Source organism: Serratia nevei, assembly GCF_024160145.1.
Taxonomy (GTDB): Bacteria; Pseudomonadota; Gammaproteobacteria; order Enterobacterales; family Enterobacteriaceae; genus Serratia; species Serratia nevei_A.
Genome location: NZ_JAMYWQ010000002.1, coordinates 250,156 through 275,353 on the forward strand (window position 1 = coordinate 250,156; position 25,198 = coordinate 275,353).

Consider the following 25,198-nt stretch of genomic DNA (forward strand, 5'->3'; position numbering starts at 1 on the left):
GCGCGCGTCAGGCCCTCTCCGCCAGGCAATGGCGCAGCGAGGCCAGCGTCAGCTGAATGTCCTGTGCCTCCGTCATCCAGTTGACCAGCGCGGCGCGGATCCCCGGCCGGCCGTTATAACGCGTCGGGGTGCAGCGCACCACGCCATGCCGGTTAAGGCGTTCGAGAAAGCGATCGCGTGCCGCTTCGCTGTCGCCCTGCGGATGGCTGAGCGCGAAACACACCACGTTCAAATTCACCGGCGCCAGCAGATGGAAGCCGTCGTCGGCCGCCAGCGCCGCCCCCAGATCCTGCGCCAATCGGACGTTGCGCTCGACGATATCCCGTATGCCGCTGCGGCCATAGGCTTTCAGCGTCAGCCAGAGCGGCAGGGCGCGAAAGCGGCGCGAATTTTCCGGCGTCAGATGCAGATAGTTGTCCGGTCGCGGCGTTGGCGCTTCCAGGTAGGCCGAATGGTTCTGAAATACCTGCATCTGCAGATCCAGATGGCGGGTAAATTGGATCGCGCTGTCATAAGGTACGTTCAGCCATTTGTGCGCATCGACGGTGATGGAGTCTGCATGCTGCCAGCCCGCGAGTCGCGGCGCGTACAACGGCGAACAGGCCGCCACGCCTCCAAAGGCCGCATCGACATGCAGCCAAAACGGATAACGCTCCCGCAGCGCCAGCAGACGCGGCAGATCGTCGAAGGCGACGGTATTGACCGTGCCGGCGCTGGCCAACACCAACGTTGGCCGGCCTTCGCCGGCGGCGAGTTGCCGCTCCAGCGCCGCCATATCCATGGCTTCAGATTCCGGCAGGCTGGCGACGATCGTCAACGCCTCGCGGCCGATGCCGAGCATGCTGAGCGCTTTTACGCTGCTGGCGTGCGGATTGGCCGACAGTACCCGGATGGGGCCCAGCGCCGCCAGACCCTGCTGGGCAATATCTACCCCATGCCGTTGGCCCAGCCATTGTCGGCCAATGGCCAGCCCGGCGAAATTGGCCATGGTGGCGCCGCTGACCAGGCTGCCGCTAAACGCTTCCGGCAGGCCCAGCAGGGATTTCACCAGCGTCACGGCCGCCAGTTCGATGGTGGCTGCGATGGTGTCATCACTGAGCAGACTATTTTGGTCTGTTACGCTAACCAGCCAGTCCGCTGCCACCGCCGCCGGGGTTCCGCCGCCGGTGACGAAACCGAAATAGCGCGGGCCGGCGCTGGCGGAAATGCCCGCCTGATAGCGTTGCCAAAAGTCATCCAGCGCCGCCAGGGCGCCTTCGCCGTTTTCCGCCAGCCGATCGTCACCCGGCTGCAGCTGCTGTTGCGCGAGCGGCGGGCAGACCGAACGTTGCCGCAGCCCGGCCAGAAAATCTTCCGCCAACCGGCGAGTGTGGTCGAGGATCTGCGGAAACTGGGCAAGATCCTGTTGTAAACGTGGGTGCATGGCGGCTCCGAAAGCATCAGGAATGATGGGGTAAACATAGAACATTTGCCTGCCGGTCAAAATCGATGAAAAATGACCTTTTTGGATAGCATGGTTAACCAGTGATGAGTGAACGCCTTCCCCTGCATGTCTTGCCGACCTTCGCCATTGCCGCCAGGTTGGAAAATTTGCGCGCTGCGGCGCAGCAGGTGCATTTGACGCACGGCGCGGTCAGCCAGCAAATTCAGCTGCTGGAGCAGGCGATCGGCTATCCGCTGTTTGAACGGCGTGGGCGCGGCGTGCGCCTGAATGCGGCCGGGAAAGAGATGCTGGCGGCGGTAGAGCCGGCGCTGCAGGCGCTGCAGCAGGGCGTTGCCCGCGCCCGGCGTGCGGCGGCAAGCCAGACGCTGCGCATCAGCGTGCTGCCGTCTTTTGCCCATTACTGGCTGTTACCGCGTCTGCCGGCATTCCATGAAGCCTGCGCCGATATTGCACTGGATATCGATGCGTCGCTGGCGCTGCAGGATCTGTCGCTGCGCGGGTTCGATGCGGCGATCCGCATCGGCAGCGGCCAGTGGACGGGGCTGCAGGCGCAGCGCATCGCGTCGGGTGACGTGCTGCCGGTCGCCTCGCCGGAGATGGCCCGGCAGTGGGCGGCGGCGTTCGAAAACGGCGGCGATATTCCGTTGCTCGAGCACGACGTCAGCCCCTGGCGCGATTGGTTCAACGTGCAGGGGCGTTCGCCGTGCGGGCGGCAGCAGGCGTTGTTCAACGATGCCGGATTATTGATTCGTGCGGCGGAGCAGGGCTTCGGCATCGCGCTGGCGAAAAAGCTGCTGGTGCAGGATGCGATCGACGCGGGGAGGCTGGTGGCGCTGGCCGCATCCTGTCACCTGAGCGATGACGATATTTATCTGGTATGGCCGCAGACCGCCGGGTTGACGCCGGCGGCCATACGCTTGCTGCAGTGGCTACAGCAGCAGCTGGCGGCGGTTTAACGGCGCAGCCACTCCGGCTGCGAGGTGCCCAGCGTGGTCGCCGGCAGCGCCCATTGCAGTGCTGTGCCCTGCAGGCTTAGCGGTGCACGCAGACGTTGCGCGGCTCCCCAATAAGTCAGTTCCGTTTCCGGGTGCTCGTCGGCGGGCCCGGCCGGCGCCGGCGGTTCCGGACGATAATGCGTCGGATAGGGATGCGCCAGCAGCAGTTGCGCCGTGCGCGCCAGCGACAGCCGCGCATGGTAACCGGTGCCGCGGCTCAGGCGCTGCGCCATACCGGTCAGCACCGCCGTCGCCATCAAATAGCCGGTGGCGTGATCCAGGGCCTGTACCGGCAGCGGCACCGGCAAACTGGCGCTGCGCCAAACCATGCCCGCCTCCGCCAGCCCGCAGCTCATCTGCACCAGGCTGTCGAAACCGCGTCGGGTGCGCCACGGCCCGCTCCAGCCGTAGGCATTCAGGCAGACGTCGATCAGGCCCGGCGCCAGCGCGCGCCTTTCCTCCGCGCCATAGCCCAACTTTTCCAGCGCACCGGCACGGTAGCCGTGCACGATCACGTCGGTGTTTCTCAGCAGATGTTCAAACGTATGGCGATCGTGCGCATTGGTCAGGTTAAGGCGTGCGCTGCGCTTGCCCAGCATCACCTCGTGCTCGACGCCGGGTTCATCCCAACCGTAGGGATCGATGCGCAGCACGTCAGCGCCCAAGCCGGCGAGAAAACGGGTGGCGATCGGCCCGGCGAGAATGCGCGTCAGATCCAGCACCCGCACGCCGTGCAGCGGCCGGGCTATGGGCAGCGCCCAGCCCGGCGGCGGCGCTTCCGGCTGCAGCGAGGCGTGGATCAGCGGTTCGAGCGCCACGCTCTTGCCCTGAATATGTTGTCGCCAGGCGGCCGCCGAGCGCATTTCGGCCGCGCAGCCGCCGGCCTCGATCACCGCCTGTTCCAGCTCGCTTTTTTTCCAGCCCAGCACGCGCGCCGCCAGCGTGCCTTTATCCGCTGCCGGGCCCAGCACCTGTTCCACCGCCCGCCGATGATGCGGCGCATTGGTATGCAGGCGTATCCAGCCGTCCGCTGTCGCGTAGTCGCCGGCCAGCGCGTCCCAGGCCGCAGGCAGCGTCCAACCCAGCGGCCGCAGCGTCCAGCCGAACCACAGCGAGGCCAGGCGTTGATCGACCCAGACCTGCGGTGCAGCGGCAGCCTCGCGTCGCAGCAGTTCGGCGCAGGCCAGACCGGCGGCGCCCCAGGCGGCGGTGGCTACTTCGGTCACGGGAAAAGCCGAAGGCAATGCGCCGACACCGTTCACGGTGAGCCGGTCGGCGGGGGCGGGGCATTGCCCCAGGCTTTGCCAAATCTCGTCGAGCAGAGTGTGGATCAGAGGCGTCATCGGCCGCTCCTTGCGGATCGTCGGGAATATAGCCTAGCGTAGCCCACCGCCGGCGACCTTGCTAAGGCGCAACGTCGAGCGTGCGGCCGTTGGCCAATTTGGCGTGTAGGCTGGGGGCCGCTACGCCGGCGAAAGGCCGCATGCTGATGTTGGCGTTCAGCGTCGAACCGTCGCTGAACGTCGTCTGTTGCACCCAGCCGTCCGATCGCGCCAGCGGAAGTCGGTCAGCGCTTTGTTGCAGATAGGCGCGGTAGCGGCGTGTCGCCGACGTGCAGCAACACCTCGAAAGCCTGTTGTTGATTGAAGTGGTTGAACTGATACCCGGCGCCCAACGTCGCCGCTTCCTGTTTGTGACATCGAAATATCGTCGCGGTATTCCAGTTTATTTTTCGTTTAATAAATTAGCCTTTACTTCATTATCCGACGTCACTATACTCAGCCAAAATTTCAGTGGAGACACCCAATTGGACAGTTGTAGTAGTAATAAAATAAATAAGGCAAGCTGACCAATTCTCTTCTGATTTGTTGCTTGCCGTTATCGGCGGGCAGCACCCCTCTCCAGTTATTTCTGAGTTGTGCATACCCGAATAAGAACACGTCTCCTGAAACCTGGCGGTTTCAGGTGAATTGAGTTGGACGTTATTATGGTATTCTGCAGCCACAGCCTTTTCCCTCCAGGCACAGCACGCTGATTCGCTGATTTATTTTCAGCGCGGTTTCGCGTGTGCTAAACAGCACATGATTTTATCTCCTGCGGTTAATTAAGGGGACAGTCATGGCTATGACTCCTTTCGTTTTAAATTTATTGCTGGCGATGTGCCTGGGCGCGGTGATTGGCGCCGAGCGCCAGTGGCGCCAACGCATGGCCGGCCTGCGCACCAATGCGCTGGTGGCGACCGGCGCGGCGGTCTTTATTCTCAGCTCCATGTCCACCGATCCGGCCAGCGCCGGCCGCGTGGCCGCGCAGATCGTATCCGGTATCGGCTTCCTCGGCGCCGGCGTGATCATGCGGGAAGGGCTGAACATTCGCGGTCTCAACACCGCCGCCACGCTGTGGTGTTCGGCGGGGATCGGCGTCCTGTGCGGCCTGGGCCAGCATTGGGATGCGGTGATCGCCACGCTGGTGATCCTGTGTGCCAATATCCTGCTGCGCGAGGCTGCGCAGCGCATCAACCTGCAGCCGCATCAGCAGGCGACCGATCTGGAACTGTGCTATCGCATTCAGGTGACCTGCGGCGAGCAGGATGAAATTCTGGTGCGCACCCTGATTTTGCAGGCGCTGAACGGCGTCGCCTTACGGCTGCAATCCTTGCGCAGCGCCGATATTTCCAGCCCGGGGCAATTGGAAGTATGCGCGGAAATTACCGCCACGCCGGCTGCGCAAAAAGAAATTGAGGGTATTGTCTGCCGCGTCAGCCTGGAAAAAAGCGTGAGCGCCGTTCGCTGGCGCGTCGCGTCTGAATTACCGGTCTGAGTAATGATATAAATATTTATTAACTTGATTATATGTTCAGGTTTATTCAGGCACGCCTGAATAACGCGGAGCATTAAGGAGGCGTTATGGACGATGACCCCGGAAGGGAAATGATTACTGCGTGGCTGACAGGGTAATCACGCTATTCAGTCACGCTAATTAAAAAATTCCACTCTGCGCAGAGTCACCTGTTTATCGGGCGGGATATTCCTGTGCGCAGAACGAAAATAAGAGAATAGCGTTATGACTCAGATTAATGAAAGAACGCGTCGCCGTGACAAAGACGCGGTGACCTACGCCATTGCGCAAGAGGCGACCAACAGCATCGCCCAAACGCTGGCGAACCTGAAGTGCAACCGCAACGGTTTGACCCAGGATGACGCCGATGAGCGGCTGGAGCAGTTCGGCGCCAACCAGGTCGCCCACGACAAGGCCCCGCATGCCTTGATCCAACTGATCAAGGCCTTCAACAACCCGTTTATCTTCGTGCTGATGGTGCTGGCTGCGATCAGTTTCTTTACCGATTATTGGCTGCCGCTCCAGAGCGGTGAAGAAACTGAACTCACCGGCGTCATTATCATTCTGACCATGGTCACGCTGAGCGGGCTGCTGCGCTTCTGGCAGGAATACCGCACCAACAAAGCGGCGGAAGCGCTGAAATCCATGGTGCGCACCACCGCCACGGTGCTGCGCCGCAGCAGCTACAGCGCGCATCCACTGACGCTGGAAGTGCCGATCCGCGAACTGGTGCCGGGGGATATCATTCAGCTCTCCGCCGGTGACATGGTGCCGGCCGATGTGCGCCTTATCGCCTCGCGCGATCTGTTCATCAGCCAGGCGATTTTGACCGGCGAAGCGATCCCGATCGAGAAATACGATGCCATGGGCAACGTGGCGCAGAAGTCGAGCGAGGGGGAGGCCTCCAGCGAGAACGCGCTGCTTGAGCTGTCCAACATCTGCCTGATGGGTACCAACGTCGCCAGCGGCACCGCTACGGCGGTGGTGGTGGCGACCGGCGGGCGCACCTACTTCGGCTCGCTGGCCAAGTCGATCGTCGGTTCGCGGGCGCAAACCGCGTTCGATCGCGGGGTGAACAGCGTCAGCTGGCTGCTGATTCGCTTCATGCTGGTGATGGTGCCGGTGGTGTTGCTGATCAATGGGTTCACCAAGGGCGACTGGAGCGAGGCGGCGCTGTTCGCCCTGGCGGTGGCGGTCGGCCTGACGCCGGAAATGCTGCCGATGATCGTCAGCTCCAACCTGGCGAAAGGGGCGATCGCCATGTCGCGCCGCAAGGTGGTAGTGAAGCGCCTGAACGCCATTCAGAACTTCGGCGCCATGGACGTGCTCTGCACCGATAAGACCGGCACCCTGACCCAGGACCGCATCATTCTCGAGCATCACATCGACGTCAATGGCGTCAGGGATAACGAGGTGCTGCACCTGGCCTGGCTGAACAGTTTCCATCAGAGCGGCATGAAGAACCTGATGGATCAGGCGGTGATCCGCTTCGGGCGCGGTAAACCGGGGATCGAAGCCCTGGGCCGTTTCAGCAAGGTGGACGAGCTGCCGTTCGATTTCGTGCGCCGCCGTCTGTCGATCGTGGTGGCGGATGAGAATGGCAGGCAGCAGCTGATCTGTAAGGGCGCGGTGGAGGAGATGCTGGAGATCGCTACCCACGTGCGTGAAGGCGACAAGACGCTGGAACTGGACGACGCGCGCCGTGCGGCGCTGCAGGCGCTGGCCCGCGAGTATAACGAAGACGGTTTCCGCGTGCTGGTGCTGGCGACGCGCGAGCTGGACGCGCAACGCCCGGCCGAGCCGCTGAGCGTGGCCGACGAGCGCGATATGGTAGTGCAAGGGCTGCTGACCTTCCTCGATCCGCCGAAGGAAAGCGCGCAGCAGGCGATCGCCGCGCTGCAGGAAAACGGCGTGACGGTGAAGGTGCTGACCGGCGACAACCCGGTGATCACCTGCAAGATCTGCCGCGACGTCGGGCTGGAGCCGGGGGAGCCGCTTTCCGGGCTGCGAATTGAACAGATGAATGACGAAGAGCTGGCGCGCGAAGTGGAGCAGCGTACGGTCTTCACCAAGCTGACGCCGCTGCAAAAATCGCGGGTGCTGAAAATGCTGCAGGCCAACGGCCATACCGTCGGCTTCCTCGGCGACGGCATCAACGATGCGCCGGCGCTGCGCGACGCCGACGTCGGCATTTCGGTCGATACCGGCACCGACATCGCCAAGGAGTCGGCGGACATCATCCTGTTGGAAAAGAACCTGATGGTGCTGGAAGAGGGGGTGATCAAAGGGCGCGAGACCTTCGGCAATATCATCAAGTACCTGAACATGACCGCCAGCTCCAACTTCGGCAACGTGTTCTCGGTGCTGGTGGCCAGCGCCTTCATCCCGTTCCTGCCGATGCTGGCGATCCACCTGTTGATTCAAAACCTGATGTACGACATTTCCCAGCTGTCGCTGCCGTGGGACAAGATGGACAAAGAGTTCCTGCGCAAGCCGCGCAAGTGGGATTCCAAAAACATCGGGCGCTTTATGCTGTGGATTGGGCCGACCTCGTCGATCTTCGATATCACGACGTATGCGCTGATGTGGTACGTGTTCGCCGCCAACAGCGTGGAACACCAGGCGCTGTTCCAGTCCGGCTGGTTCATTGAAGGGCTGCTGTCGCAAACGCTGGTGGTGCATATGCTGCGCACCCAGAAGATCCCGTTCATTCAGAGCACCGCGGCGTTGCCGGTGTTGCTGACCACCGGCCTGGTGATGGCGCTCGGCATCTACATTCCGTTCTCACCGCTCGGCGCCCTGGTTGGCCTGCAGCCGCTGCCGTGGGAATACTTCCCGTGGTTGGCCGCTACGCTGATCAGTTACTGCGTGGTTGCGCAGATGATGAAGCGTTTCTATATCCGCCGCTTCGGCGAGTGGCTGTAAACCGCCTCGGTGTTCACTTCGGGGGCGAAATTCTTCGCCCCCGCACTACTACAGCAGTTTGTTGACCAGCAGGCCAAGCATGATGGTCAGCGTGAAGGAAAACAGCGTGCCGAGCAGCACATACTCGGTACGCATTTTATCGTCGCTCTGACGCAGGTCGCCGAAACGGAAGATCGACTTGGCCGCCAGCAAAAAACCGATCGCCGGGATTTGCCCCAGCAGCACAAAGGTCAGGATCAGCGTTCTCTCCAGATAACCAATCTGTTTACCGGCGCGCAGCAGCGAGTCGTTGTCGGCCTTGGCCGAAGGCGGCATTTGCGGCGTCCAGCGTGCCAGCAGCTGCCCGATCAGCAAGCTCATCGGCAGATAAATCAGGCTGTAGGCCACCAGCACCAGGCCGGTTTGCCAACGCCCCAGTTGCCGCCCCAGCGCGGCGATCAGTTCACCGGCATTCGGCGTCAGCCCCAGCCACAGCAAGGCGATCACCGCCAGATGCAACCCCTGATCGAGCAGAAAACTGCGGGCCGGGCTCAGGCGGCTCATCGCGGTGACTTTCAGCAAATCGATCAGGTAGTGGCTGACGGCGATGACCAGCAGGCTGGCCAGCACCTGAAGTGAAGAAAGCCCGCCGTGCAGCAGGCCGAAGCCGGCCACCACCCAGGCGGCCAACACCCCGTGCAGCAGGGCGTGCAACAGCAGAAAACGCGAACGCGCGCGACGTTGGATTTTATCTTCCACCCAACTCAGCGGCTGCAGGGGAAAATCCGCCAGCAGATGGACGAGCAACAGCCAGGCCAGCAAAGGTGCATAGGTCAGATCCATAATCAGACGATCCTGTTAATGGCGTGAATAAACCGCATGATTTCCTCGTAGGCCGCGCGTTTCAACGCGGCGGAGACCGTGGAGGCGGCTTTTTGCAGCTGGTCTGCCACGGCTGCGCCGCTGTCGGCGAACATTCTCGCCTGAACGATGCGCGCTTCGGCTTGTGAAAGGCGGCCAATCACATGATCTAACATCGGCAGCAGATCGCTGACAATGGCGTTTGTCCGATCGTGGTCGGTTTTCAGAGCCAGCCGGCAATTTTTCGCCATGGCGTCCAGCGCGCTGCCTGAGTTGATAAAGGCGCTGCCGTAACCGGCAGTGGCCCGTTGGCTGCCCAGCCCGACGGCGACGCGGGCATCCCAGTGCGCGGCGTCCAGTGCCCGCAGCGCGAGGCGAATATACACCGCCAGCAACAGCCCATCCTCCGCGGCGGCCTGTGCCTGGAAGGCGTCACCGCGAAAGATTTCCACCTGGCGCAGCCGCCCGTCGCGCTGCAGCCGATCGAGCAGGGCGCGCAGCCCGTTGAGATAGTTAACGGTGTCTGACCGGCGAGAAGCCACCAGATCGCCGCTGATTACGCTGATTGGCGTCGACATGAGGGAACCGTTGTTGACAGAAAGGATGGTTATAAATTCGCATCTGAATGCGAATATGTCAATAATTCGTCTATGGAAGCGAATTTGTTGGGTTTTCGCCTGTGGAGACGAAACTCGGTGGTGTGCAGAGAGGGAGTGGATGGCCGGGAATACGCGGGCCCGTCAGGCTCGCCACCGGCGGCGTAGGTGAAAAAGCGGCCGGCGTACCGGCCGTTCAGAAGCTTTTGATCAGCACTTCGCGCGGCATTTCGCTGCCGTGCTTCAACAGATGCTCAAACGATCTTTCGCTGCTTTTCAACTGCTGCAAAAACTCCTGCGGCGACAGATCGTGCTTTTTGCCGCTCATGTAAGCCAGCGCCAGTTCTTTTGCCTGATAGCGGGAGAAGTTGTACATGGTGTCCTCGTTACGGTGAATGTCAGTGCTCACGATTGTAGCGAAAGAGCACATAATGAACAGCGGCTTTGGCGTATGGAATCGATAGCTGAAACTTAATTTGTCGGCGGCGATTCACCGCGAGTGCCCGGTTTTGGTGGCGGGAGCGGGCGAATTGGGATGGGGGAAGCGCTCCCCCATCGGGCAAAATAAGTCAGGCGCGGGGAGGCGCTTAATGCAGTTCGGCGCCGCTGCGATCGGCCAGCGCTTCCAGCAGCGGGGCGGAAGGCACGAAGAACAGGGTGCCGGTCACCGCGTGGCTGAAATCGAGCAGCCGATCGTAGTTGCCGGCCGGGCGGCCGATGAACATGTTTTCCAGCATCTGCTCGATCGGCTGCGTGGAGCGCGCATAGCCGATAAAGTAGGTGCCGAATTCGCGCAGGCCGGGGCGGCCGAACGGCATGTTGTCGCGCAGAATTTTCACCTCGTTGCCTTGCTCGTCGGTGATGGTGGTCAGCGAACTGTGTGATGACGACGGTTTGACCGCTTCATCCAGCTCGATGTTGGACTGTTTATGGCGGCCGATGATCTTCTCCTGCGTTTCCACGCTGAGCGAGTTCCAGCCCTGCATATCATGCAGGTATTTTTGCACCAGCACATAGCTGCCGCCGCTGAACGCCGCATCTTCGTCACCGATCACCGTGTAGTCGAAGGCTTCGTGCCCCTCCGGGTTCTCCGTGCCGTCGACGAAGCCGATCATGGCGCGCTGATCGAAGTAACGGAAGCCGTGCACCTCTTCAATGACCGTCACGGCGTCGCCGAGCTTGCCGACCAGCTGCGAGGCCAGTTCGAAACACAGATCCATTTCATCGGCGCGGATATGCAGCAGGATGTCACCGGGCGTGGCGACGGCGACGCGTTCCCCGCTGCCGATCGGGCTGAACGGATGCAGCTGGCGTGGGCGTGGCGCGCCAAACAGCGTATCCCAGGCTTCGGAGCCGAAGCCGCAGACGCAGGTGAGGTTGCCCGCCGGCGCGCGTTTGCCGACCGAACGCACCACGGCGGCGATGTCGCCGCACCAGGCGCGCACCGCCGCCAGATGGGCGGGAACGGGCGACAGGGTGGCGACGATGAAGATGGCATGGCGCGTCACCGGCGTGAATACGGCTTGCGGCGGATTGTTATTTGCATTCATTGCATTCGGCTCCAGTGTGTTCGGGTGAAATAGGTCAAATCAAATTAAAGTGCTCGTCGGGTTTCATCGGCGGCGGCAGCGGGCTTTGGTCGTTCATTTCCAGCAGGTTGCGCTCGATGGTGTTGCAAATGGCGTTTAACGGCAGATGGTTGGCCGACACGCCGAACGGATCCTCCAGCTCTTCGGCCAGCGAGTCCCAGGATAAGAAGGTATAGGAAATGAACACCGAAACAAACGGTGTCATGTAATGCAGATCGGTCACCAGGGCAAAAGGCAGCAGGCTGCAGAACAGGTAAACGGTGCGCTGCAGGATCAGGGTATAGGCGAACGGCACCGGCGTGCTGGCGAGCCGTTCGCAGCCGCCGAGGGCGTGGGACAGTTCGCTCAGCTTGTTGTCGAGCAGCTCGAAGGTGATGTCGCTCAGCAGCCCCTGGCGGCGCAGTTTGCCGATCTCCTGGCCCAGCATCAGCAGGATGCGGTTGGTCGGCATCGGGCTGGCGATCACCTCGGCCAGCTCTTTGCTGCTGAGATTGTGGTACAGATCGGCGGTTGGATCGGTGGCGCGCAGCTGATGCTTCAGGCTCCAGCTGAAGGCGATCAGCAGCTTGGCGACCTTCTGCTGCACCGCCGGTTCGTTCGGCAGCAGGCTTTTGATCTGGCGCAGCAGGGAGCGCTCGGTAATCAGCAGCGAACCCCACAGGTTGCGCGCTTCGACAAAGCGGCTGTAGCCGGCGTTATTGCGAAAGCCGAGAAAAATGGCGATGGCGATGCCCAGCAGGCTGAACGGCGCGATGGTTAAATGCACGCCGAGCTGTTCGTACCATTGATAGCTGATCACCGCCACTATCGACATCAGCACGTTCAGCGACAGGCGAAAGGTGATCTTTGACAGCACGGAACCGTGCCAGGCGAACAGGCGAAAAAACCAGTTCTGGTTCGGGCGAATTATCATGACGTGGGTGCTTCCTGGTGTCCTGCTATTGAGAATAGTCGATTCTTATCCGGCGGCGTTAGGCCGCCGTCGTCGATGGCCAGAGCCGCTGCGGGTGCGTATAGACGGTAGCGCGCCCCGGCTTGCTGAAGCCCACCAGCGTCAGGTTGCTGCGCTCGGCCACCTCCACCGCCAGGCGGGTGGCGGCCGAAACGGCGAACAGGATCTCGACGCCGCACATGGCGGATTTTTGCACCATTTCATAGCTGGCGCGGCTCGACACCAGCGCCGCGCCCTGCAGCCACGCCTGTTGGCTGCGGTAGCCCAGCAGCTTGTCGAGCGCCACGTGGCGGCCGACGTCTTCACACCCGCCGCTGAGCGCGCCGTCCGGCTGGATCCAGGCCGCCGCGTGGGTGCAGCCAGTCAGTTTCCCCACCGTTTGCACCTCCTGCAACTGCGTCAACGCCCGGTCGAGCAGGGCCAAATCAAAGCGTTGCGTGAAGGGCAGCGGCGCGAGGGGCTGGGCGATCTCCTGCAGCTGCTCTACCCCGCAGACGCCGCAGCCGGTGCGGCCGGCCAGGCTGCGGCGCTTCTCTTTCAGCTGCATAAAGCGGCGGCTCGAGAGCTCCACATGCACTTCAATGCCGTTGCAGGCCGGCTGTTGGCGGATGTCGTAGATATCGCCGGGGGAGGCGATGATGCCTTCGGACAGCGAAAAGCCGATGGCGAAGGCCGCCAGATCTTTCGGCGTCGCCATCATCACCACGTGGGAAATGCCGTTGTACATCAGGGCGACCGGCACTTCTTCCGCCAGCCAATCCTGTTGCGCCTGAGCCAGATCGTTGCGCTGCCAGACCGCGTGGCGCGACAGGCAGGCGGAATCGGCATCGCCGGGTTCGTCGAGAATCAAATGCTTGTTCATGATGGTTTCGCGGCGCCGGCGGATAGCGCGCCGGCGTCAGATAGAGTCCGATGAGTGGTAGTGGATTTTATCATAGATGGCGCACTTGAACAGGGCGAAACGGGGTGCCGTTGCTACCGCCTCACGGCGCGGCGCGCCACTGGCCAAGATAGGCGATGACCGCCCGCGTCGCTTCGCGGCACATGGCCACAGAGACGGTGCCTTCCCGCGCATAGCCGTATTTCATGCAGGCAAACGCCAATTCTATGGCGATCAGCACGACGTCGGGCTCTGACGGCAGCGCCGTGAGTTCGGGCAAGTCGCGTACCTTTGCCCGGAACATCTCGCCGATCGTCAGGTTCTTGGCGGCATGAGCCTGCTGGTCAGGCTCGGCGAATGCGCCGCGCAGCAGCAAAATGCTCGCCGCCGGATGTGCGTTGTAGTAGCGAGCCGTGGCACTCACGGCGGCATCGACCCAATCGTGCAGGCTGTCGGCGCTCTCGAGCCCCGACGCGCGCAGCGCCTGCGCCAGTTGCGCCATATGGGCCTGAGCCAGATGCGAAAACAGCGCGTACTTGTCCGGGAAAAAGGGATAGATCGCGGCGCGCGGCACTTCGGCCGCTTCCGCCAGGGCGGGAATGGAGGTTTTTTCCGGCCCGAGGGTGGCGAGCATCTGTTCGGCGGCGCTCAGCACTTTGGCCATGCGCGCGGCTGCGCGTTCCTGAACCGGCACGCGCGCATTTTTTTTTGCTTGCGGCATCGCTTTTTCCGACATAAGTTGTATTTTATTAATCCGACATTTGTTGGATTATACGAATTTTCACCCCGGCAACCAAGTATCCCGAGAGGTTTCGTATGGGTAATTACGCCAATCAATCTCACTGGCAGGACATTCAGCGATTCCTGCCGGAAAGCTTCCGGCTGCAGCCGGGAGAGGAACCGACGGAGGCGTGGTGGCCCTGGCGGCAGTATCGCATCCACCTGGATTGCTACCGCCGCCCCGAGGCGCCGGTGAAAGTGATCCTGTTTCATGGGGTTGGCACCAATGGCCGGCAGATGTCGACCATCCTGGGGGCGCCGCTGGCGCGCCGGGGGATAGAGACGATCGCCGTAGACATGCCGGGATATGGCATGACGCAGACGGGCGGCCAGCGGCGGCGTGTGCGCTACGATGACTGGGTGCAGATCGGCAGCGATCTGATCGACGCGGAACGGGCGAAGGATGCGCGCCCCATCGTGCTGTACGGCCTGAGCGCCGGCGGGATGGAGACCTATCACGTGGCGGCGCTGAACCGGCAGGTGAAAGGGATTGTCGGCATGACGTTTCTCGATCAGCGTGAACAACAGGTGCGTGACGAGACGGCATTGAATCGGGTGATGAGCCGCCTGGGCATTCCGTTGGCGCGGCTGACGGCCGCTACGCCGCTGGCGGGCATGTCGATGCCGATGGCGTTGGCGAGCAAGATGCATGCGCTGGTCAATGACGAGGCGGCGCTTAAGGCGTGCCTGGCGGACAACACCTCGGCGGGAGCCTGGGTGACGATGCGCTTTTTGGCTTCGTACGCGGCGTATGCGCCTGCCATTGAACCGGAAGATTTCGACGTTTGCCCGATCCTGTTGACGCAGCCGGCGCAGGATCGCTGGACGCCGTTACACCTGAGCGAACTGTTCCTCCGGCGTATCCGGCGGGTGCCGGTGACCACCGTGATGCTCGAGAACGCCGGACATTATCCCCTCGAACAACCGGGCCTCGATCGGATGGTGGACGCGGTATACCGTTTTTGCACCGCGGCGGCGGCGCAGTAGGGCGACAGCGCGTTATCCGAAGACACCGCCGTGGCCCCACCAGGTTATCCACAGTTTTGGTGGATAACGTGTGTGCAAGGGGCGGTGAAACGCTTAGCAGGCGTAAAAAAAAATCGCTCAGAAAATTATTATATTACGCGGGAAAGCGCGATCCGCAGGGGGATAGGGGGTTGCACGCGTTCGCGTTTTGTTTATGCTTTACTGTATAAATATACAGTTTGGTTATGGTTATGCTGAGCAATTCAAGGTTGTATGCTTTTTCACCAGGTGAACCCCTGACGTTACCGCTGTTTGCCGAGCGCGTGGCCTGCGGCTTTCCTTCCCCGGCGCAGGACTATGTCGAAGGCCGGCTGGATATCGGCAAGCTGCTGGTACGGCACCCCAATGCCACCTATTTCGTGCGCGCCAGCGGCGAATCGATGATCGACGGCAATATCCAGGATGGCGATCTGCTGATTGTCGACAGCGCTTTGACGCCGGAGCACGGCAATATCGTGATCGCTGCGGTGGACGGCGAATTTACCGTCAAAAAACTGCAATGCCATCCCGACGTGCGGCTGCTGCCGATGAATCCCGCCTATGCGCCGATCGTGTTCGACGACGAGGCGCAGCTGGAGATCTTCGGCGTGGTGACGTTTATCGTCTACGCGGCGCGGTAACCATGTTCGCCCTGGTGGACGTCAACAGCTTCTACGCCTCCTGCGAGACCATTTTTCGGCCCGATCTGTGCGGGCGGCCGGTGATCGTGCTGTCCAACAACGACGGCTGCGTGATCGCGCGCAGCGCCGAGGCGAAGGCGCTGGGCGTGCCGATGGGCGCGCCTTATTTCAAAATCAAAGAGGAGATGCGCCGCCGCAACGTCGCGGTGTTCTCCTCCAACTACGCGCTGTATGCCGATATGTCCCGCCGGGTGATGGACACGCTGGAGGAGATGGCGCCGGCGGTGGAGATCTACTCGCTGGACGAAGCCTTTCTGCGGCTGGACGGCGTGGCGCACTGCGAAGCGCTGGAGCCGTTCGGCCAGCGGGTGCGCGATCGCATCCGGCGCGAGCTGCATTTAACGGTCGGGGTCGGCATTGCGCCGAGTAAAACGCTGGCCAAACTGGCCAACTTCGCGGCCAAGAAATGGCGCGGCACTGGCGGCGTGGTGGATTTATCCGATCCGGCGCGCCAGCGCAAGCTGCTGGCGTTGATCCCGGTGGCAGAGGTGTGGGGCGTAGGCCGCCGCCTGACTCGCCAACTGCAGGCGATGGGCATTCACACCGCGCTGCAGCTGGCGGACTGCGATACCCGGCTGGCGCGTAAAACCTTCAGCGTGGTGCTGGAGCGCACGATACGCGAACTGCGCGGCGAATCGTGCCTGCGGTGGGAAGATGAGGCGGCCGCCAAAGAACAGATCATCTGCTCCCGCTCGTTCGGCCAGCGGCTGACGCACTACCCGCACATGCGTGAGGCGATCTGCAGCTACGCCGAACGCGCCGCCGAAAAGCTGCGGCAGGAAAAGCGCTATTGCCGCAATGTGTCGGTGTTTATCAAAACCAGCCCGCATTCGGCGGGCGAAGGATATTACAGCAATATGGGCACCGCCCGGCTGCAAACGCCGAGCAACGACAGCCGCGACATTATCGCCATGGCGGTGCGTGCGCTGGAGAGCATCTGGCAGGAGGGGCGGCGTTACCTGAAGGGCGGCGTGGTGCTGGGGGATTTCAGCGCCGCCGCCATGGCGCAGATCGATCTGTTCGACGACTGCCCGCCGCGCCGCAACAGCGAGCGGCTGATGGCGACCCTCGATCGCCTGAATCAGGAGGGGCGCGGGCGCGTCTGGTTCGCCGGGCAGGGGATCGTCAAGCCGTGGCAAATGAAGCGCGAAATGCTGTCGCCGGCTTACACCACCCGGCTGGCGGACATTCCGGTGGTGCGGCTGGGAGAACGGGCGCCGCGCGCCGCCGAGCCGAAGGAGGAAAAACGCCGCGGGTGACAACCGGCGGCGTGGGTAGACTGCGCGTTACTTCACCGCCGCCGGATCCGGCTTGTCGGGGGCGATGCCATACAGCACCATGGCGCGATTGACCTCGCTACGGGCGATATGGCCTTCATCAGCCAGCAGCTTCAGGGCGGCGAGCGCGATGAAATGGCGATTGACCTCAAAGAACTCACGCAGCGCCTCACGGGTGTCCGAGCGGCCAAAGCCGTCGGTGCCCAAGGCGATAAAGGTACGGTCGGGCAAGAACGGTTTGATCTGATCGCCGACGATCTTCATATAGTCCGTCGCCACTACCACCGGGCCGGGGTGTGGTGCCAGCAGGCTCTGGATATAAGGGATTTTCGGCGGATCTTCCGGATGCAGCAGGTTCCAGCGTTCGGCCGCCATGCCGTTGCGGCGCAGTTCGCTCAGGCTGGTGGCGCTCCAGATATCGCTGGCGACGTCAAAGTCCGCGGCCAGCAGCTCCGCCGCCGCCAACGCCTCGCGCATGATGGCGCCGCTGGCGACCAGCTGAGCACGCGGGCGCTCTTTGTTTGCCGTGTCGCTCTGCTTGAGCAAATATGCGCCCCGGATAATGCCGTCCTCCACGCCTGCCGGCATCGGCGGCTGCGAGTAGCCCTCGTTGAGCAAGGTGATGTAGTAGTAAATATCCTCTTGCTCAACGAACATCCTGCGCATGCCGCTCTGGACGATCACTGCGAGTTCATAGGCATAGGTCGGATCGTAGGAAACGCAGCTGGGGATCACCGAAGACAGCACATGGCTGTGGCCGTCGTCATGCTGCAAGCCCTCGCCCATCAGGGTGGTTCTGCCGGAGGTGGCGCCGAGCAGGAAACCCTTGGTGCGCGCGTCGGCCGCCGCCCAAGCGAGATCGCCCACCCGCTGCAGCCCGAACATGGAGTAGAAGATATAGAACGGGATCGTCGCGACATCGTGGTTGCTGTAGGCGGTGCCGGCGGCGATCCAGGTCGATATCGCGCCGGATTCGTTGATGCCTTCCTGCAAAATCTGGCCGTCTTTGGCCTCTTTGTAGTAGCTGAGCTGCCCGGCGTCCTGCGGGGTATACAGCTGGCCGAGCCAGGAGTGAATGCCAATCTGGCGGAACAGGCCTTCCATGCCGAACGTGCGCGACTCGTCCGGCACGATGGGCACGATCAGTTTGCCGATGTTGGCGTCTTTGAGCAGCGTGCCGAGGATATTGACGAAGGCCATGGTGGTCGACATGTTGCGCTCGCCGCTGCCCTTCAGAAGGCTGTCGAAGCGCGATAACGTCGGTATCGCCAGCGGGGTGGATTGGCCGAAGCGGGCGGGGATATAGCCGCCCAGCGCACTGCGCGTCGCGGTGATGTACTTCGCCGCCGCGCTGCCTGGCTCGGGCTTCAGATAAGGGATCGCTTCGAGCTGGGCGTCGGAGATCGTCAGCCCTAAGCGATCGCGGAAGGCCTTCACCGCATCCTGACTCATTTTTTTCAGCTGGTGGTTGATGTTCTGTCCTTCACCGGCTTCCCCCATGCCGAACCCTTTGACGGTCTTGGCCAGCACCACCGTCGGCCTGCCCGTGGTTTGCATCGCCTGATGGTAGGCGGCATACACCTTTTGCGGATCGTGGCCGCCGCGGTGCAGCGCCCAGATCTCATCGTCGCTCATGTCGGTGACCAGCTCGAGCAATTCTGGGTACTTGCCGAAGAAATGCTCCCGCACATAGGCACCGCTTTGCGACTTGAAGGTCTGGTAGTCGCCGTCAACACATTCCATCATGCGCTGCATCAGCAGCCCGGAACGATCTTTTTGCAGCAGCGTGTCCCAGCCGCTGCCCCAGATCACTTTGATCACCTGCCAGCCGGCGGCTTTGAAGGTGCCTTCCAGCTCCTGAATGATCTTGCCGTTGCCGCGCACGGGGCCATCCAGCCGCTGCAGGTTGCAGTTCACGACGAAGATCAGGTTATCGAGTTTTTCTCGTCCGCCCAGCGCAATCGCCGCCAGCGATTCCGGCTGATCCATCTCGCCGTCGCCGAGAAACGCCCACACCTTTCTTCCCTGGTGCGGTTTCAGCTCGCGGTATTCCAGATAGCGCATATAACGCGCCTGATAGGCGGCGGTCAGCGGCCCCAGCCCCATCGATACGGTAGGATACTGCCAGAATTCCGGCATCAGCCGCGGGTGCGGGTAGGAGGAGAGGCCGCGGCGCGCGGATTCGCGGCGAAAGTTGTCGAGCAGATCCTCGTCGATGCGGCCTTCCAGGTAGGCGCGGCCATAGATGCCGGGGGCGGAGTGGCCCTGGATATACACCATGTCGCCGGCGAAGTCGTCGGTGCGCCCGCGGAAGAAGTGCGTGAATCCCACGTCATACAGTACGGCGGCGGATTGATAGGTGGCGATATGCCCGCCGACGTTGGAATGTTTTCCGGCGCGCAGCACCATCGCCATGGCATTCCAGCGCACAAACGCGTTGATGCTCGCTTCCGTCGCCAGATCGCCGGGGTACGCCGGTTGTTTCTCGGCGGGGATCGTATTCACGTAGGGCGTGGTGACCAGACTGAAGAAATCGCCATGCTTGCGCTGATCGGCTTCGGCCATTTTTTCCAGCAAGAAATGCGCGCGCTCACGGCCATCGACATCGGTGACGCCTTCAAATGCAGCAAGCCATTCAGCCGTCTCTTGTGGATCAAGGTCTGCTTTAACCGCGGGTTGGTTCATAAAAGCTCCAAATAGACTTACCTGGTAAGGCGGTGAGTGAGAGGAGAATCTCATGCATTGCAAATGCAAAAGTTGCAATTGCAACAATGGCGCATGCAACTCTATCCCTTTATAATTGCAATTGCAACTCACTCCCTTTCGACGAGACAGATGACATGACAGATAAACAACCCGACCTGTGGTTCTCCTTCGTGCGCGCGCATCGGGCGATTATCAGAAAGATAGAGGCGAAGTTGTCGGAAGCCGGCCTGCCGGTTTACGCCTGGTATGACGTGCTGTGGGGGCTGGAAAGCGGGGAAAACGGCACGCGCCGCATGCATGAGCTGGCGGACGTATTGGTGATTGAGCGTTACAACCTGACCCGCCTGATGGATCGCCTGGAAAAAGAGCGGCTGGTCACGCGCTTTCGCTCCGATGACGATCGCCGGGCCTCTTTCGCCACCATCACCGAGGAAGGCAAGGCCCTGCGGAAAAAGATGTGGGAGATCTACCGCACGGTGGTCAAAACCCACTTTCTCAGCCAGTTCAGCGAAGAAGAGATCGCACGCTTCTCCGACGCGTTGGACAACGCCATGCAGTTGGCCAGAGAGTGATCAGGCATCGGGCGTGATGTGCAGCGCACGCAGCGCATCGGCGATCAGCGCCGAGGGGATTTTCTGCTCATCGGCCAGCAGCTTGAGGGCGCATAACGCAATCCATTCCGCCTGCGGGTAGTGGACTTCGCCGCGCACCCGTGAATCTGAGCCCACCGCGGCAAAGCGCGCGGGAATGAATCGCCTGAGCTGGTTGGCAATCAGGTGCGAGTAGTCGGTAACGGCGACGACGGGGGCATTCCCGGCGCCCAGGCACGTTTTCAGATGGCATTCGCCGCCGTTGTCCTGGCGCTGCATGGCGGCGAGTTCGGCGTCCTGCGCCAATCGCGTGTAGCTGGGGCAGCTCCAGATCTCAGACGCAATCCCCCAGTTTTTCAATACCTCGGCCGCCTGCTGAACGCGGGCGAGCGCTCGGCCAGCGCCGCACAGACGAGCCTGCAACGGCGAGTCTGCCGCCGCACAGACGCGATACATGCCCCTGAACGCCTGTTCTGCGGCAAACGGTTCCTCTGAGGCGAGGGCCTCTGTGTCTGCGTTGGTTGCGAGGTAAACCATCTTTCTCGCTCCCTCCAGATAGAGCGCGCGCAGGGCGTGATGGAGTATCGCGCCGGTTTCCCCGGCATTGGCCGGATCGAAAGGCAACCAGTCCGGCATGGCCGTGAGCTGAAGCGGGAACCAGGCCTGCACGCCTTTCGGCAAATCGGCACTGCCGGTATCCGCATCGCTGATGAAAATCCCCTTGCGATTGGTTTCCGGCTCAAGCCCGCGCAGCATGTCAACCGAAGGCGTGTTGACGAAGTAAAACAGCGGCTTCTCATAACGCCCGGATTGATGGCCAAACCAGAGTGGCCAGGCCGTGGCGTAGCAGGAGCTCGGCGGTTCGGCGTGCCTTCTGCCGTCGATTAACCAGATGTCGCCGCTGGCGTTAAGCTCGCCCAGGGTTTGCGCCGTCCAGGCGGTGGAAGAGGGGCACGAGACGCCAATTTGCTGATAGGCGGTGGCCATCTTGCGGATGCAGGTCTCGGCCAGCGTTAGGGTGTCGGCAGCGGCGGCGGGTATTTTTATCGGTTGAGACGACATGCACATCTCTCTTTTGAATTGCAGGTGCAACGATTGTAATTGCAATTCAATGCAGGTGCCAGTGGATTTCTTTGGGTAAGGTGCGCCGTAAGTGTGAGGCGGCGAAATATAAGGGGGAAAGCATCCCCCTGCTTTTTTACACCACCGGCGCCACCGTCAGCAGCAGGTTGGCGAAGCGGCGCTGTTCGCCGGAGGCGATCACCAGCAGCGTCCGATCCGATTTGACCGCGGCGTAAAACGCCTCGCGCGGCAGGTGTTCTACCGGGCACTGTGCCGGCAGCAGCTGCCGGTATTCGGCTTCGATGGTGTTGGTGAAGTCCGGCGGGCAGGCCATCAGCGTGGCGCTTTCCACGTTGATGCAGGCCAGCAGCTTTTCCAGGATCGGCGGGGCGGCGAGCGTGCCGGGCGCCAGGTTCAGATAGACCACGGTGGCGTCTTTCGGCGCGTGCGTCATGCAGGCGTAGTTGCCGTCGGCGATCAGCACCTGGGTTTTGTGCCCGCATTGCGCCAGCGCGGCGAGCAGCGGCGGGTGGGTGATGGCGAATTTAATCATAAGGCGATACCTGAATGAGGGGGCGGCAGCCGCGCCGCCCGCAGCTGAATTACATGCGGTAGATGCCGCCGTTGATGTCGAGGGTGGCGCCGGAGATAAAGCCGTCGTATTCCGCCGCCAGGAAGGCGATGGCGCGCGCCACGTCGTCCGGCGTGCCTGCACGGCCGAGCGGGATGGCGCGAACGGTTTCTTCCGCCGATGCCTGGGTGGTGTGGCGATTGTGGAAGCGGGTGCCGAGGATCAGGCCGGGCGCCACCGCGTTCACCCGGATGCCGTATTCACCCAGCTCCGCTGCCAGCGAGCGCGTCCAGGTGAGCACCGCACCCTTGGTGGCGGAATAAACCAGGGAGCCGGAGTGCCCGCCGGCGCGGCCGGCCTGCGAGGCCAGGTTGACGATGCTGGCGCCGTTTGCCGCCTTCAGGAACGGCAGCGCGCTCTGGGTCACGTTCAGCATGGTGGTCATGTTCACGTCGATCACGGTTTGCCAGAAGGTGCGGTCGATCTCGCCCAGCCATTTGCGCCCGACGATGCCGCCGACGTTATTGACCAGAATGTCGATGCCGCCGAGAAACTCGGCGCCGGCCGAGACGCAGCGCTGCGTTTCGTCGGTATCGATGAGATCGGCGTAGCCGTAAGCGGCCTTTTGCCCCAATGAATGGGCCAGTGCCACCAGCGCTTTGGGGCCGCTTTCGTCGCTGTGATAGTGAAAATAGATGTCGCAACCGGCCTTGATCAGCCGCTCTGCGGTGGCGCGGCCGATGCCCTGTTCCGCCCCGGTGATAAAGACCTTTTTGCCCGCAAGATCGCCCATGATTGACTCCTTATTGGTTCGTTAAGAATGGATGACGCCTTCACGCTGTTTCGCGCAGTAGAAAATGCAGATCAACCCGGTGGCCAGCAGGCACGAGGCCAGGAAAAACAGCCCCGGCGCGCTGCTGCCGGTCAGATCGTTCAATACGCCCACCGCATAAGGCGCGACGAAGCCGCCGATATTGCCGATGCAGCTGACCACCGCCAGCCCGGCGGCCGCGGCCGCGCCGGTGGAAATGTTGGCGGGCATGGATAAAAACGGCGGTACGGCGGTGTAGATGCCGATGGCGGCGAGGCACAGAAACGCCAGCGCGACGAGCGGATCGTATTTAAAAAATGTCACCGCCCCCATCAGGCCGATAGCGGCGACCACCATGCTGAGGCCGGCGAACACGCCAAGCTTTTTGGTTTTGCTGGCCCACAGGCTCCACGGGTACACCAGCAGCGCGGCCAGGCCGTAGGGAATGAGCGCCAGCAGGCTAACGCGGAAGATATCGCTGCCGGAAAGGGCGGTAATGATCGACGGCAGCCAGGTGCCGAAGCCATAAATGCCGCACACCATGCCGAAGTTGAGCAGCGCGTAGAGCAGGTATTTCTTGTTTTTAATCCCTTTCAGGAAGTCGCCCAGCGTGATTTTAGAGCCGGATTTGGAGCGGCCGGTGTTGCTCATCAGCCAGGCCTTTTCCTCCACGTTCAGATAGCCGACGTCCTTGGGCGAGTTCTTGATCAGGAACGGGATCAGCAGGCCGATGACGATCGGCGGCAGCCCTTCGAGGATAAACAGCAGCTGCCAGGGAGCGAACCCGAACCAATCATGCTGAATATTGAGTATAAAGCCGGAAATCGGCGAGCCGACGGCGTTGGACAGCGGCTGGACGATGATGAACATGCCGAGAATTTTGGTGCGGTATTTTTCCGGGAAGAACACCGTGAAGTAATACACCACCGAGGGAAAGAATCCGGCTTCGCACACGCCCAGCATAAAACGGCAGAGATACAGCTCCAGCGGCGTGCGCACAAAGCCAAGCAGGGTCGCGAAGATACCCCAGGAAATTAATATTCTGGCGAACCAGAGGCGCGGGCCGAATTTAATGGTGCCGGCGTTGCTGGGTATTTCAAACAGAAAATACCCGATAAAGAAAATCCCGGAGGCGAAGCCGAAGGCTGAGGCGGTCAGGCCCAGGTTATCTTCCAGCGCTTTGGCGGCGTAGGCCATGTTATTGCGATCGAGAAAGGCCAGGAAATACAATAAGATCATGAGTGGGACAATATGCAGCGTCAATTTCCTGATAGCGCTGCGTTCAATATCCTGCGGCGTGCTTATTTTCATTTTGATATTTCCAATGGGGTTAATCGGCATAATAGATGCCCGGCTCATTACCCTGAGCTGAACGTTAAATAACGGCATGACACAGATTCCTTGGGGCTTAAGCGCGGCGGCCTTTTCCTTGGTTTTTGGCTGACACCGATCCGGACGATGCCGCTTGCGCATCGCCTGGGGAAGACGTGGTTATTACATTTAGCCGGCGGTTTTGACCGAGCGCCGGCTGATCACCGTTGGCGGGAAGAGAAACTCGCCGGGCGGTTGCGAATCATTGTTGATGCGGCCGATCAGGCGCTCGACCATCAGCTGTGCCATCTCCGCCAGCGGCGGCCTGATGGATGTCAGCCCCGGTTCGGCCAGGCCGGCAAGCGCGATATTGTCGATGCCGATCACCGAGATGTCTGCGGGCACCTGGACGCCGGCGGCGCGCAGGCCCACCATCAGCCCGATGCCCAGCGCATCATTAATCGCCACGATGCCGTCCGGGCGCGGCGTCAGCGCGAGCACGCGCGGCGCCAGCGTCAGCCCCAGTTCGAACATTTCCGTGTCGCCGTAGGCGCTGTTGGCTTTGCCTTCGATCACCCGTTGGCGTTCGCTCAGGCTGTGCCCCAGCGCACTCAGAAAACCGTCGATTTTGTGACTGCGCCCGACGGTCAGCGTCGCTTCGGTGGCGAACACGATGTGTCGGCAGCCGCGTTCGAGCAGGTGCTGCGCGGCCAGGCGCCCGGCGGCGACATTGTCCATCGATACGCTGTCGAACAGCGGGGTATCGATGGCCGCCCGTTCGGGAAACGGATTGTCGTAGCTGACGATCTTCATGCCCCGCTCGGCGGCCCGGACAAAATGGGTGTGGCGAATGTCGCTCGCCGCCACGATGATGCCGCGTACGCCATGCAGGAACATATCGTCGATAAACGCGGCCTCTTCCTGTTCCTGGCGGTAGGCGTTGCCGAGCAAGACGCGGTAGCGATAAGCCCGCGCTGCGCCGTCGACCGCATGCGCCAGCGCTGAAAAGCTCGGGTTGACGATCGACGGCAGCAGCAGGCCGAGGATCTTGGCCTGCGGCGCGGGCGCCGCCGCCGCTCGGGCCGGCCGGTATCCCAGGGTCGCCATCGCTTGTTCGATGCGCTCACGGGTCTGCGCGCTCATTTGGTGGCTGCGGTTATTCAGCAGGTTCGACACGCTGCTGATGGATACGCCGGCCAACCGGGCGACATCACGAATATTTGCCATTTGCCGATACCTTGCTGCCTGCCGTTAGCCTGCAATCTATAAGGGAAGCCGGCGGCAGGCAAGCCGCAACCGGGGCGCCGCGCGCATGGGATCGCGCATTT

General features: G+C 61.8%; 23 protein-coding genes. 7 read left to right on the plus strand and 16 right to left on the minus strand.

Translation table 11 applies throughout. The features are described from left to right. Window positions 1-7: 7 nt before the first annotated feature. Window positions 8-1,423: a pyridoxal phosphate-dependent decarboxylase family protein gene (locus M6G53_RS02910; protein WP_253328772.1), complete on the minus strand. Its 1,416-nt coding sequence runs from the start codon at window positions 1,421-1,423 to the stop codon at window positions 8-10. A 101-nt stretch (window positions 1,424-1,524) separates the two neighbouring features. On the opposite strand from M6G53_RS02910, the gene M6G53_RS02915 reads away from it, so the two are divergent. Beyond that, window positions 1,525-2,400 (plus strand): LysR substrate-binding domain-containing protein, encoded by an 876-nt coding sequence (locus M6G53_RS02915; RefSeq protein WP_253328774.1) that lies wholly within the window; start codon window positions 1,525-1,527, stop codon window positions 2,398-2,400. Here the strand turns inward: M6G53_RS02915 and M6G53_RS02920 are convergent. Together M6G53_RS02920 and M6G53_RS25495 are read right to left on the minus strand one after the other, a co-directional pair. Next, the gene (locus M6G53_RS02920; protein WP_253328776.1) at window positions 2,397-3,782 is read right to left on the minus strand and encodes a CoA transferase; all 1,386 of its coding nucleotides are present in this window, start codon (window positions 3,780-3,782) and stop codon (window positions 2,397-2,399) included. The two genes, M6G53_RS02915 and M6G53_RS02920, sit on opposite strands and share 4 nt — an antisense overlap. Before the next feature lie 61 nt (window positions 3,783-3,843). Beyond that, on the minus strand, window positions 3,844-3,975 hold the full coding sequence (locus M6G53_RS25495) for a hypothetical protein (RefSeq protein WP_301286105.1): 132 nt from the start codon (window positions 3,973-3,975) through the stop codon (window positions 3,844-3,846). 582 nt (window positions 3,976-4,557) lie between these two features. On the opposite strand from M6G53_RS25495, the gene M6G53_RS02925 reads away from it, so the two are divergent. Together M6G53_RS02925 and mgtA are read left to right on the plus strand one after the other, a co-directional pair. Further along, window positions 4,558-5,256 carry an MgtC family protein gene (locus M6G53_RS02925; RefSeq protein WP_253328777.1) on the plus strand — a complete coding sequence of 233 codons (699 nt, stop codon included), beginning with the start codon at window positions 4,558-4,560 and terminating at the stop codon, window positions 5,254-5,256. A gap of 243 nt (window positions 5,257-5,499) precedes the next feature. Further along, window positions 5,500-8,199, plus strand: a complete 2,700-nt coding sequence (mgtA, locus tag M6G53_RS02930; RefSeq protein WP_253328779.1) for a magnesium-translocating P-type ATPase — start codon at window positions 5,500-5,502, stop codon at window positions 8,197-8,199. A 48-nt stretch (window positions 8,200-8,247) separates the two neighbouring features. Here the strand turns inward: mgtA and M6G53_RS02935 are convergent, their stop codons facing one another. The 7 genes from M6G53_RS02935 to M6G53_RS02965 all read right to left on the minus strand — a co-directional run bounded on the left by M6G53_RS02935 (window position 8,248) and on the right by M6G53_RS02965 (window position 13,792). Further along, the gene (locus M6G53_RS02935; RefSeq protein ID WP_253328781.1) at window positions 8,248-9,021 is read right to left on the minus strand and encodes a DUF3307 domain-containing protein; all 774 of its coding nucleotides are present in this window, start codon (window positions 9,019-9,021) and stop codon (window positions 8,248-8,250) included. Between the two features lie 2 nt (window positions 9,022-9,023). Then, window positions 9,024-9,617, minus strand: coding sequence for a hypothetical protein (locus tag M6G53_RS02940; protein WP_253328783.1), 594 nt, complete (start codon window positions 9,615-9,617; stop codon window positions 9,024-9,026). A 214-nt stretch (window positions 9,618-9,831) separates the two neighbouring features. After that, on the minus strand, window positions 9,832-10,011 hold the full coding sequence (locus M6G53_RS02945) for a hypothetical protein (protein ID WP_253328785.1): 180 nt from the start codon (window positions 10,009-10,011) through the stop codon (window positions 9,832-9,834). A 211-nt stretch (window positions 10,012-10,222) separates the two neighbouring features. Beyond that, a complete protein-coding gene (locus tag M6G53_RS02950; protein WP_253328786.1) occupies window positions 10,223-11,185 on the minus strand; it encodes a Dyp-type peroxidase in 963 nt (320 codons plus the stop codon). Window positions 11,186-11,219: 34 nt separating this feature from the next. Beyond that, the gene (locus tag M6G53_RS02955; protein ID WP_253328788.1) at window positions 11,220-12,137 is read right to left on the minus strand and encodes a bestrophin family protein; all 918 of its coding nucleotides are present in this window, start codon (window positions 12,135-12,137) and stop codon (window positions 11,220-11,222) included. 58 nt (window positions 12,138-12,195) lie between these two features. Further along, window positions 12,196-13,038: a formate dehydrogenase accessory sulfurtransferase FdhD gene (gene fdhD, locus M6G53_RS02960; RefSeq protein WP_253328790.1), complete on the minus strand. Its 843-nt coding sequence runs from the start codon at window positions 13,036-13,038 to the stop codon at window positions 12,196-12,198. A gap of 121 nt (window positions 13,039-13,159) precedes the next feature. Then, a complete protein-coding gene (locus tag M6G53_RS02965; RefSeq protein ID WP_253328792.1) occupies window positions 13,160-13,792 on the minus strand; it encodes a TetR/AcrR family transcriptional regulator in 633 nt (210 codons plus the stop codon). 80 nt (window positions 13,793-13,872) lie between these two features. On the opposite strand from M6G53_RS02965, the gene M6G53_RS02970 reads away from it, so the two are divergent. The 3 genes from M6G53_RS02970 to umuC all read left to right on the plus strand — a co-directional run bounded on the left by M6G53_RS02970 (window position 13,873) and on the right by umuC (window position 16,801). Continuing rightward, entirely contained in the window at window positions 13,873-14,823 is a 951-nt protein-coding gene (locus tag M6G53_RS02970) for an alpha/beta hydrolase (protein WP_253328794.1), read from the plus strand. Between the two features lie 224 nt (window positions 14,824-15,047). Further along, complete coding sequence (gene umuD / locus M6G53_RS02975) at window positions 15,048-15,482, plus strand: translesion error-prone DNA polymerase V autoproteolytic subunit (protein WP_253328796.1); 435 nt, start codon at window positions 15,048-15,050, stop codon at window positions 15,480-15,482. A 2-nt stretch (window positions 15,483-15,484) separates the two neighbouring features. Further along, a complete protein-coding gene (umuC, locus tag M6G53_RS02980; RefSeq protein ID WP_253328803.1) occupies window positions 15,485-16,801 on the plus strand; it encodes a translesion error-prone DNA polymerase V subunit UmuC in 1,317 nt (438 codons plus the stop codon). 27 nt (window positions 16,802-16,828) lie between these two features. On the opposite strand, the gene aceE is transcribed toward umuC, so the two are convergent. Next, window positions 16,829-19,504, minus strand: coding sequence for a pyruvate dehydrogenase (acetyl-transferring), homodimeric type (gene aceE, locus M6G53_RS02985; RefSeq protein WP_253328805.1), 2,676 nt, complete (start codon window positions 19,502-19,504; stop codon window positions 16,829-16,831). Between the two features lie 155 nt (window positions 19,505-19,659). On the opposite strand from aceE, the gene M6G53_RS02990 reads away from it, so the two are divergent. Further along, window positions 19,660-20,097, plus strand: coding sequence for a MarR family winged helix-turn-helix transcriptional regulator (locus M6G53_RS02990; RefSeq protein ID WP_253328807.1), 438 nt, complete (start codon window positions 19,660-19,662; stop codon window positions 20,095-20,097). Here the strand turns inward: M6G53_RS02990 and M6G53_RS02995 are convergent, their stop codons facing one another. From M6G53_RS02995 to M6G53_RS03015, 5 genes are all read right to left on the minus strand, one after another. Then, entirely contained in the window at window positions 20,098-21,177 is a 1,080-nt protein-coding gene (locus M6G53_RS02995) for a transketolase-like TK C-terminal-containing protein (RefSeq protein ID WP_253328808.1), read from the minus strand. A 136-nt stretch (window positions 21,178-21,313) separates the two neighbouring features. Next, window positions 21,314-21,730 carry an RbsD/FucU family protein gene (locus tag M6G53_RS03000; RefSeq protein WP_253328810.1) on the minus strand — a complete coding sequence of 139 codons (417 nt, stop codon included), beginning with the start codon at window positions 21,728-21,730 and terminating at the stop codon, window positions 21,314-21,316. Between the two features lie 49 nt (window positions 21,731-21,779). Further along, window positions 21,780-22,541 (minus strand): SDR family NAD(P)-dependent oxidoreductase, encoded by a 762-nt coding sequence (locus tag M6G53_RS03005; protein ID WP_253328812.1) that lies wholly within the window; start codon window positions 22,539-22,541, stop codon window positions 21,780-21,782. A gap of 21 nt (window positions 22,542-22,562) precedes the next feature. Beyond that, complete coding sequence (locus M6G53_RS03010; protein WP_436286513.1) at window positions 22,563-23,798, minus strand: MFS transporter; 1,236 nt, start codon at window positions 23,796-23,798, stop codon at window positions 22,563-22,565. A gap of 261 nt (window positions 23,799-24,059) precedes the next feature. Then, window positions 24,060-25,097: a LacI family DNA-binding transcriptional regulator gene (locus M6G53_RS03015; RefSeq protein WP_253328816.1), complete on the minus strand. Its 1,038-nt coding sequence runs from the start codon at window positions 25,095-25,097 to the stop codon at window positions 24,060-24,062. Window positions 25,098-25,198 lie beyond the last annotated feature (101 nt).

What these genes read in the sequence shown, in the direction of transcription:
- M6G53_RS03010 (WP_436286513.1), bottom strand. Translation starts at nt 23,798, where the DNA reads ATGATCTTATTGTATTTCCTGGCCTTTCTCGATCGCAATAACATGGCC.
- aceE (WP_253328805.1), bottom strand. Translation starts at nt 19,504, where the DNA reads ATGAACCAACCCGCGGTTAAAGCAGACCTTGATCCACAAGAGACGGCT.
- M6G53_RS02910 (WP_253328772.1), bottom strand. Translation starts at nt 1,423, where the DNA reads ATGCACCCACGTTTACAACAGGATCTTGCCCAGTTTCCGCAGATCCTC.
- M6G53_RS02925 (WP_253328777.1), top strand. Translation starts at nt 4,558, where the DNA reads ATGGCTATGACTCCTTTCGTTTTAAATTTATTGCTGGCGATGTGCCTG.
- M6G53_RS02955 (WP_253328788.1), bottom strand. Translation starts at nt 12,137, where the DNA reads ATGATAATTCGCCCGAACCAGAACTGGTTTTTTCGCCTGTTCGCCTGG.
- mgtA (WP_253328779.1), top strand. Translation starts at nt 5,500, where the DNA reads ATGACTCAGATTAATGAAAGAACGCGTCGCCGTGACAAAGACGCGGTG.
- M6G53_RS03015 (WP_253328816.1), bottom strand. Translation starts at nt 25,097, where the DNA reads ATGGCAAATATTCGTGATGTCGCCCGGTTGGCCGGCGTATCCATCAGC.
- M6G53_RS02995 (WP_253328808.1), bottom strand. Translation starts at nt 21,177, where the DNA reads ATGTCGTCTCAACCGATAAAAATACCCGCCGCCGCTGCCGACACCCTA.
- M6G53_RS02945 (WP_253328785.1), bottom strand. Translation starts at nt 10,011, where the DNA reads ATGTACAACTTCTCCCGCTATCAGGCAAAAGAACTGGCGCTGGCTTAC.
- M6G53_RS02920 (WP_253328776.1), bottom strand. Translation starts at nt 3,782, where the DNA reads ATGACGCCTCTGATCCACACTCTGCTCGACGAGATTTGGCAAAGCCTG.
- M6G53_RS03005 (WP_253328812.1), bottom strand. Translation starts at nt 22,541, where the DNA reads ATGGGCGATCTTGCGGGCAAAAAGGTCTTTATCACCGGGGCGGAACAG.
- M6G53_RS02940 (WP_253328783.1), bottom strand. Translation starts at nt 9,617, where the DNA reads ATGTCGACGCCAATCAGCGTAATCAGCGGCGATCTGGTGGCTTCTCGC.
- M6G53_RS02950 (WP_253328786.1), bottom strand. Translation starts at nt 11,185, where the DNA reads ATGAATGCAAATAACAATCCGCCGCAAGCCGTATTCACGCCGGTGACG.
- umuD (WP_253328796.1), top strand. Translation starts at nt 15,048, where the DNA reads ATGGTTATGCTGAGCAATTCAAGGTTGTATGCTTTTTCACCAGGTGAA.
- M6G53_RS02965 (WP_253328792.1), bottom strand. Translation starts at nt 13,792, where the DNA reads ATGTCGGAAAAAGCGATGCCGCAAGCAAAAAAAAATGCGCGCGTGCCG.
- M6G53_RS02970 (WP_253328794.1), top strand. Translation starts at nt 13,873, where the DNA reads ATGGGTAATTACGCCAATCAATCTCACTGGCAGGACATTCAGCGATTC.
- M6G53_RS02935 (WP_253328781.1), bottom strand. Translation starts at nt 9,021, where the DNA reads ATGGATCTGACCTATGCACCTTTGCTGGCCTGGCTGTTGCTCGTCCAT.
- umuC (WP_253328803.1), top strand. Translation starts at nt 15,485, where the DNA reads ATGTTCGCCCTGGTGGACGTCAACAGCTTCTACGCCTCCTGCGAGACC.
- fdhD (WP_253328790.1), bottom strand. Translation starts at nt 13,038, where the DNA reads ATGAACAAGCATTTGATTCTCGACGAACCCGGCGATGCCGATTCCGCC.
- M6G53_RS02990 (WP_253328807.1), top strand. Translation starts at nt 19,660, where the DNA reads ATGACAGATAAACAACCCGACCTGTGGTTCTCCTTCGTGCGCGCGCAT.
- M6G53_RS03000 (WP_253328810.1), bottom strand. Translation starts at nt 21,730, where the DNA reads ATGATTAAATTCGCCATCACCCACCCGCCGCTGCTCGCCGCGCTGGCG.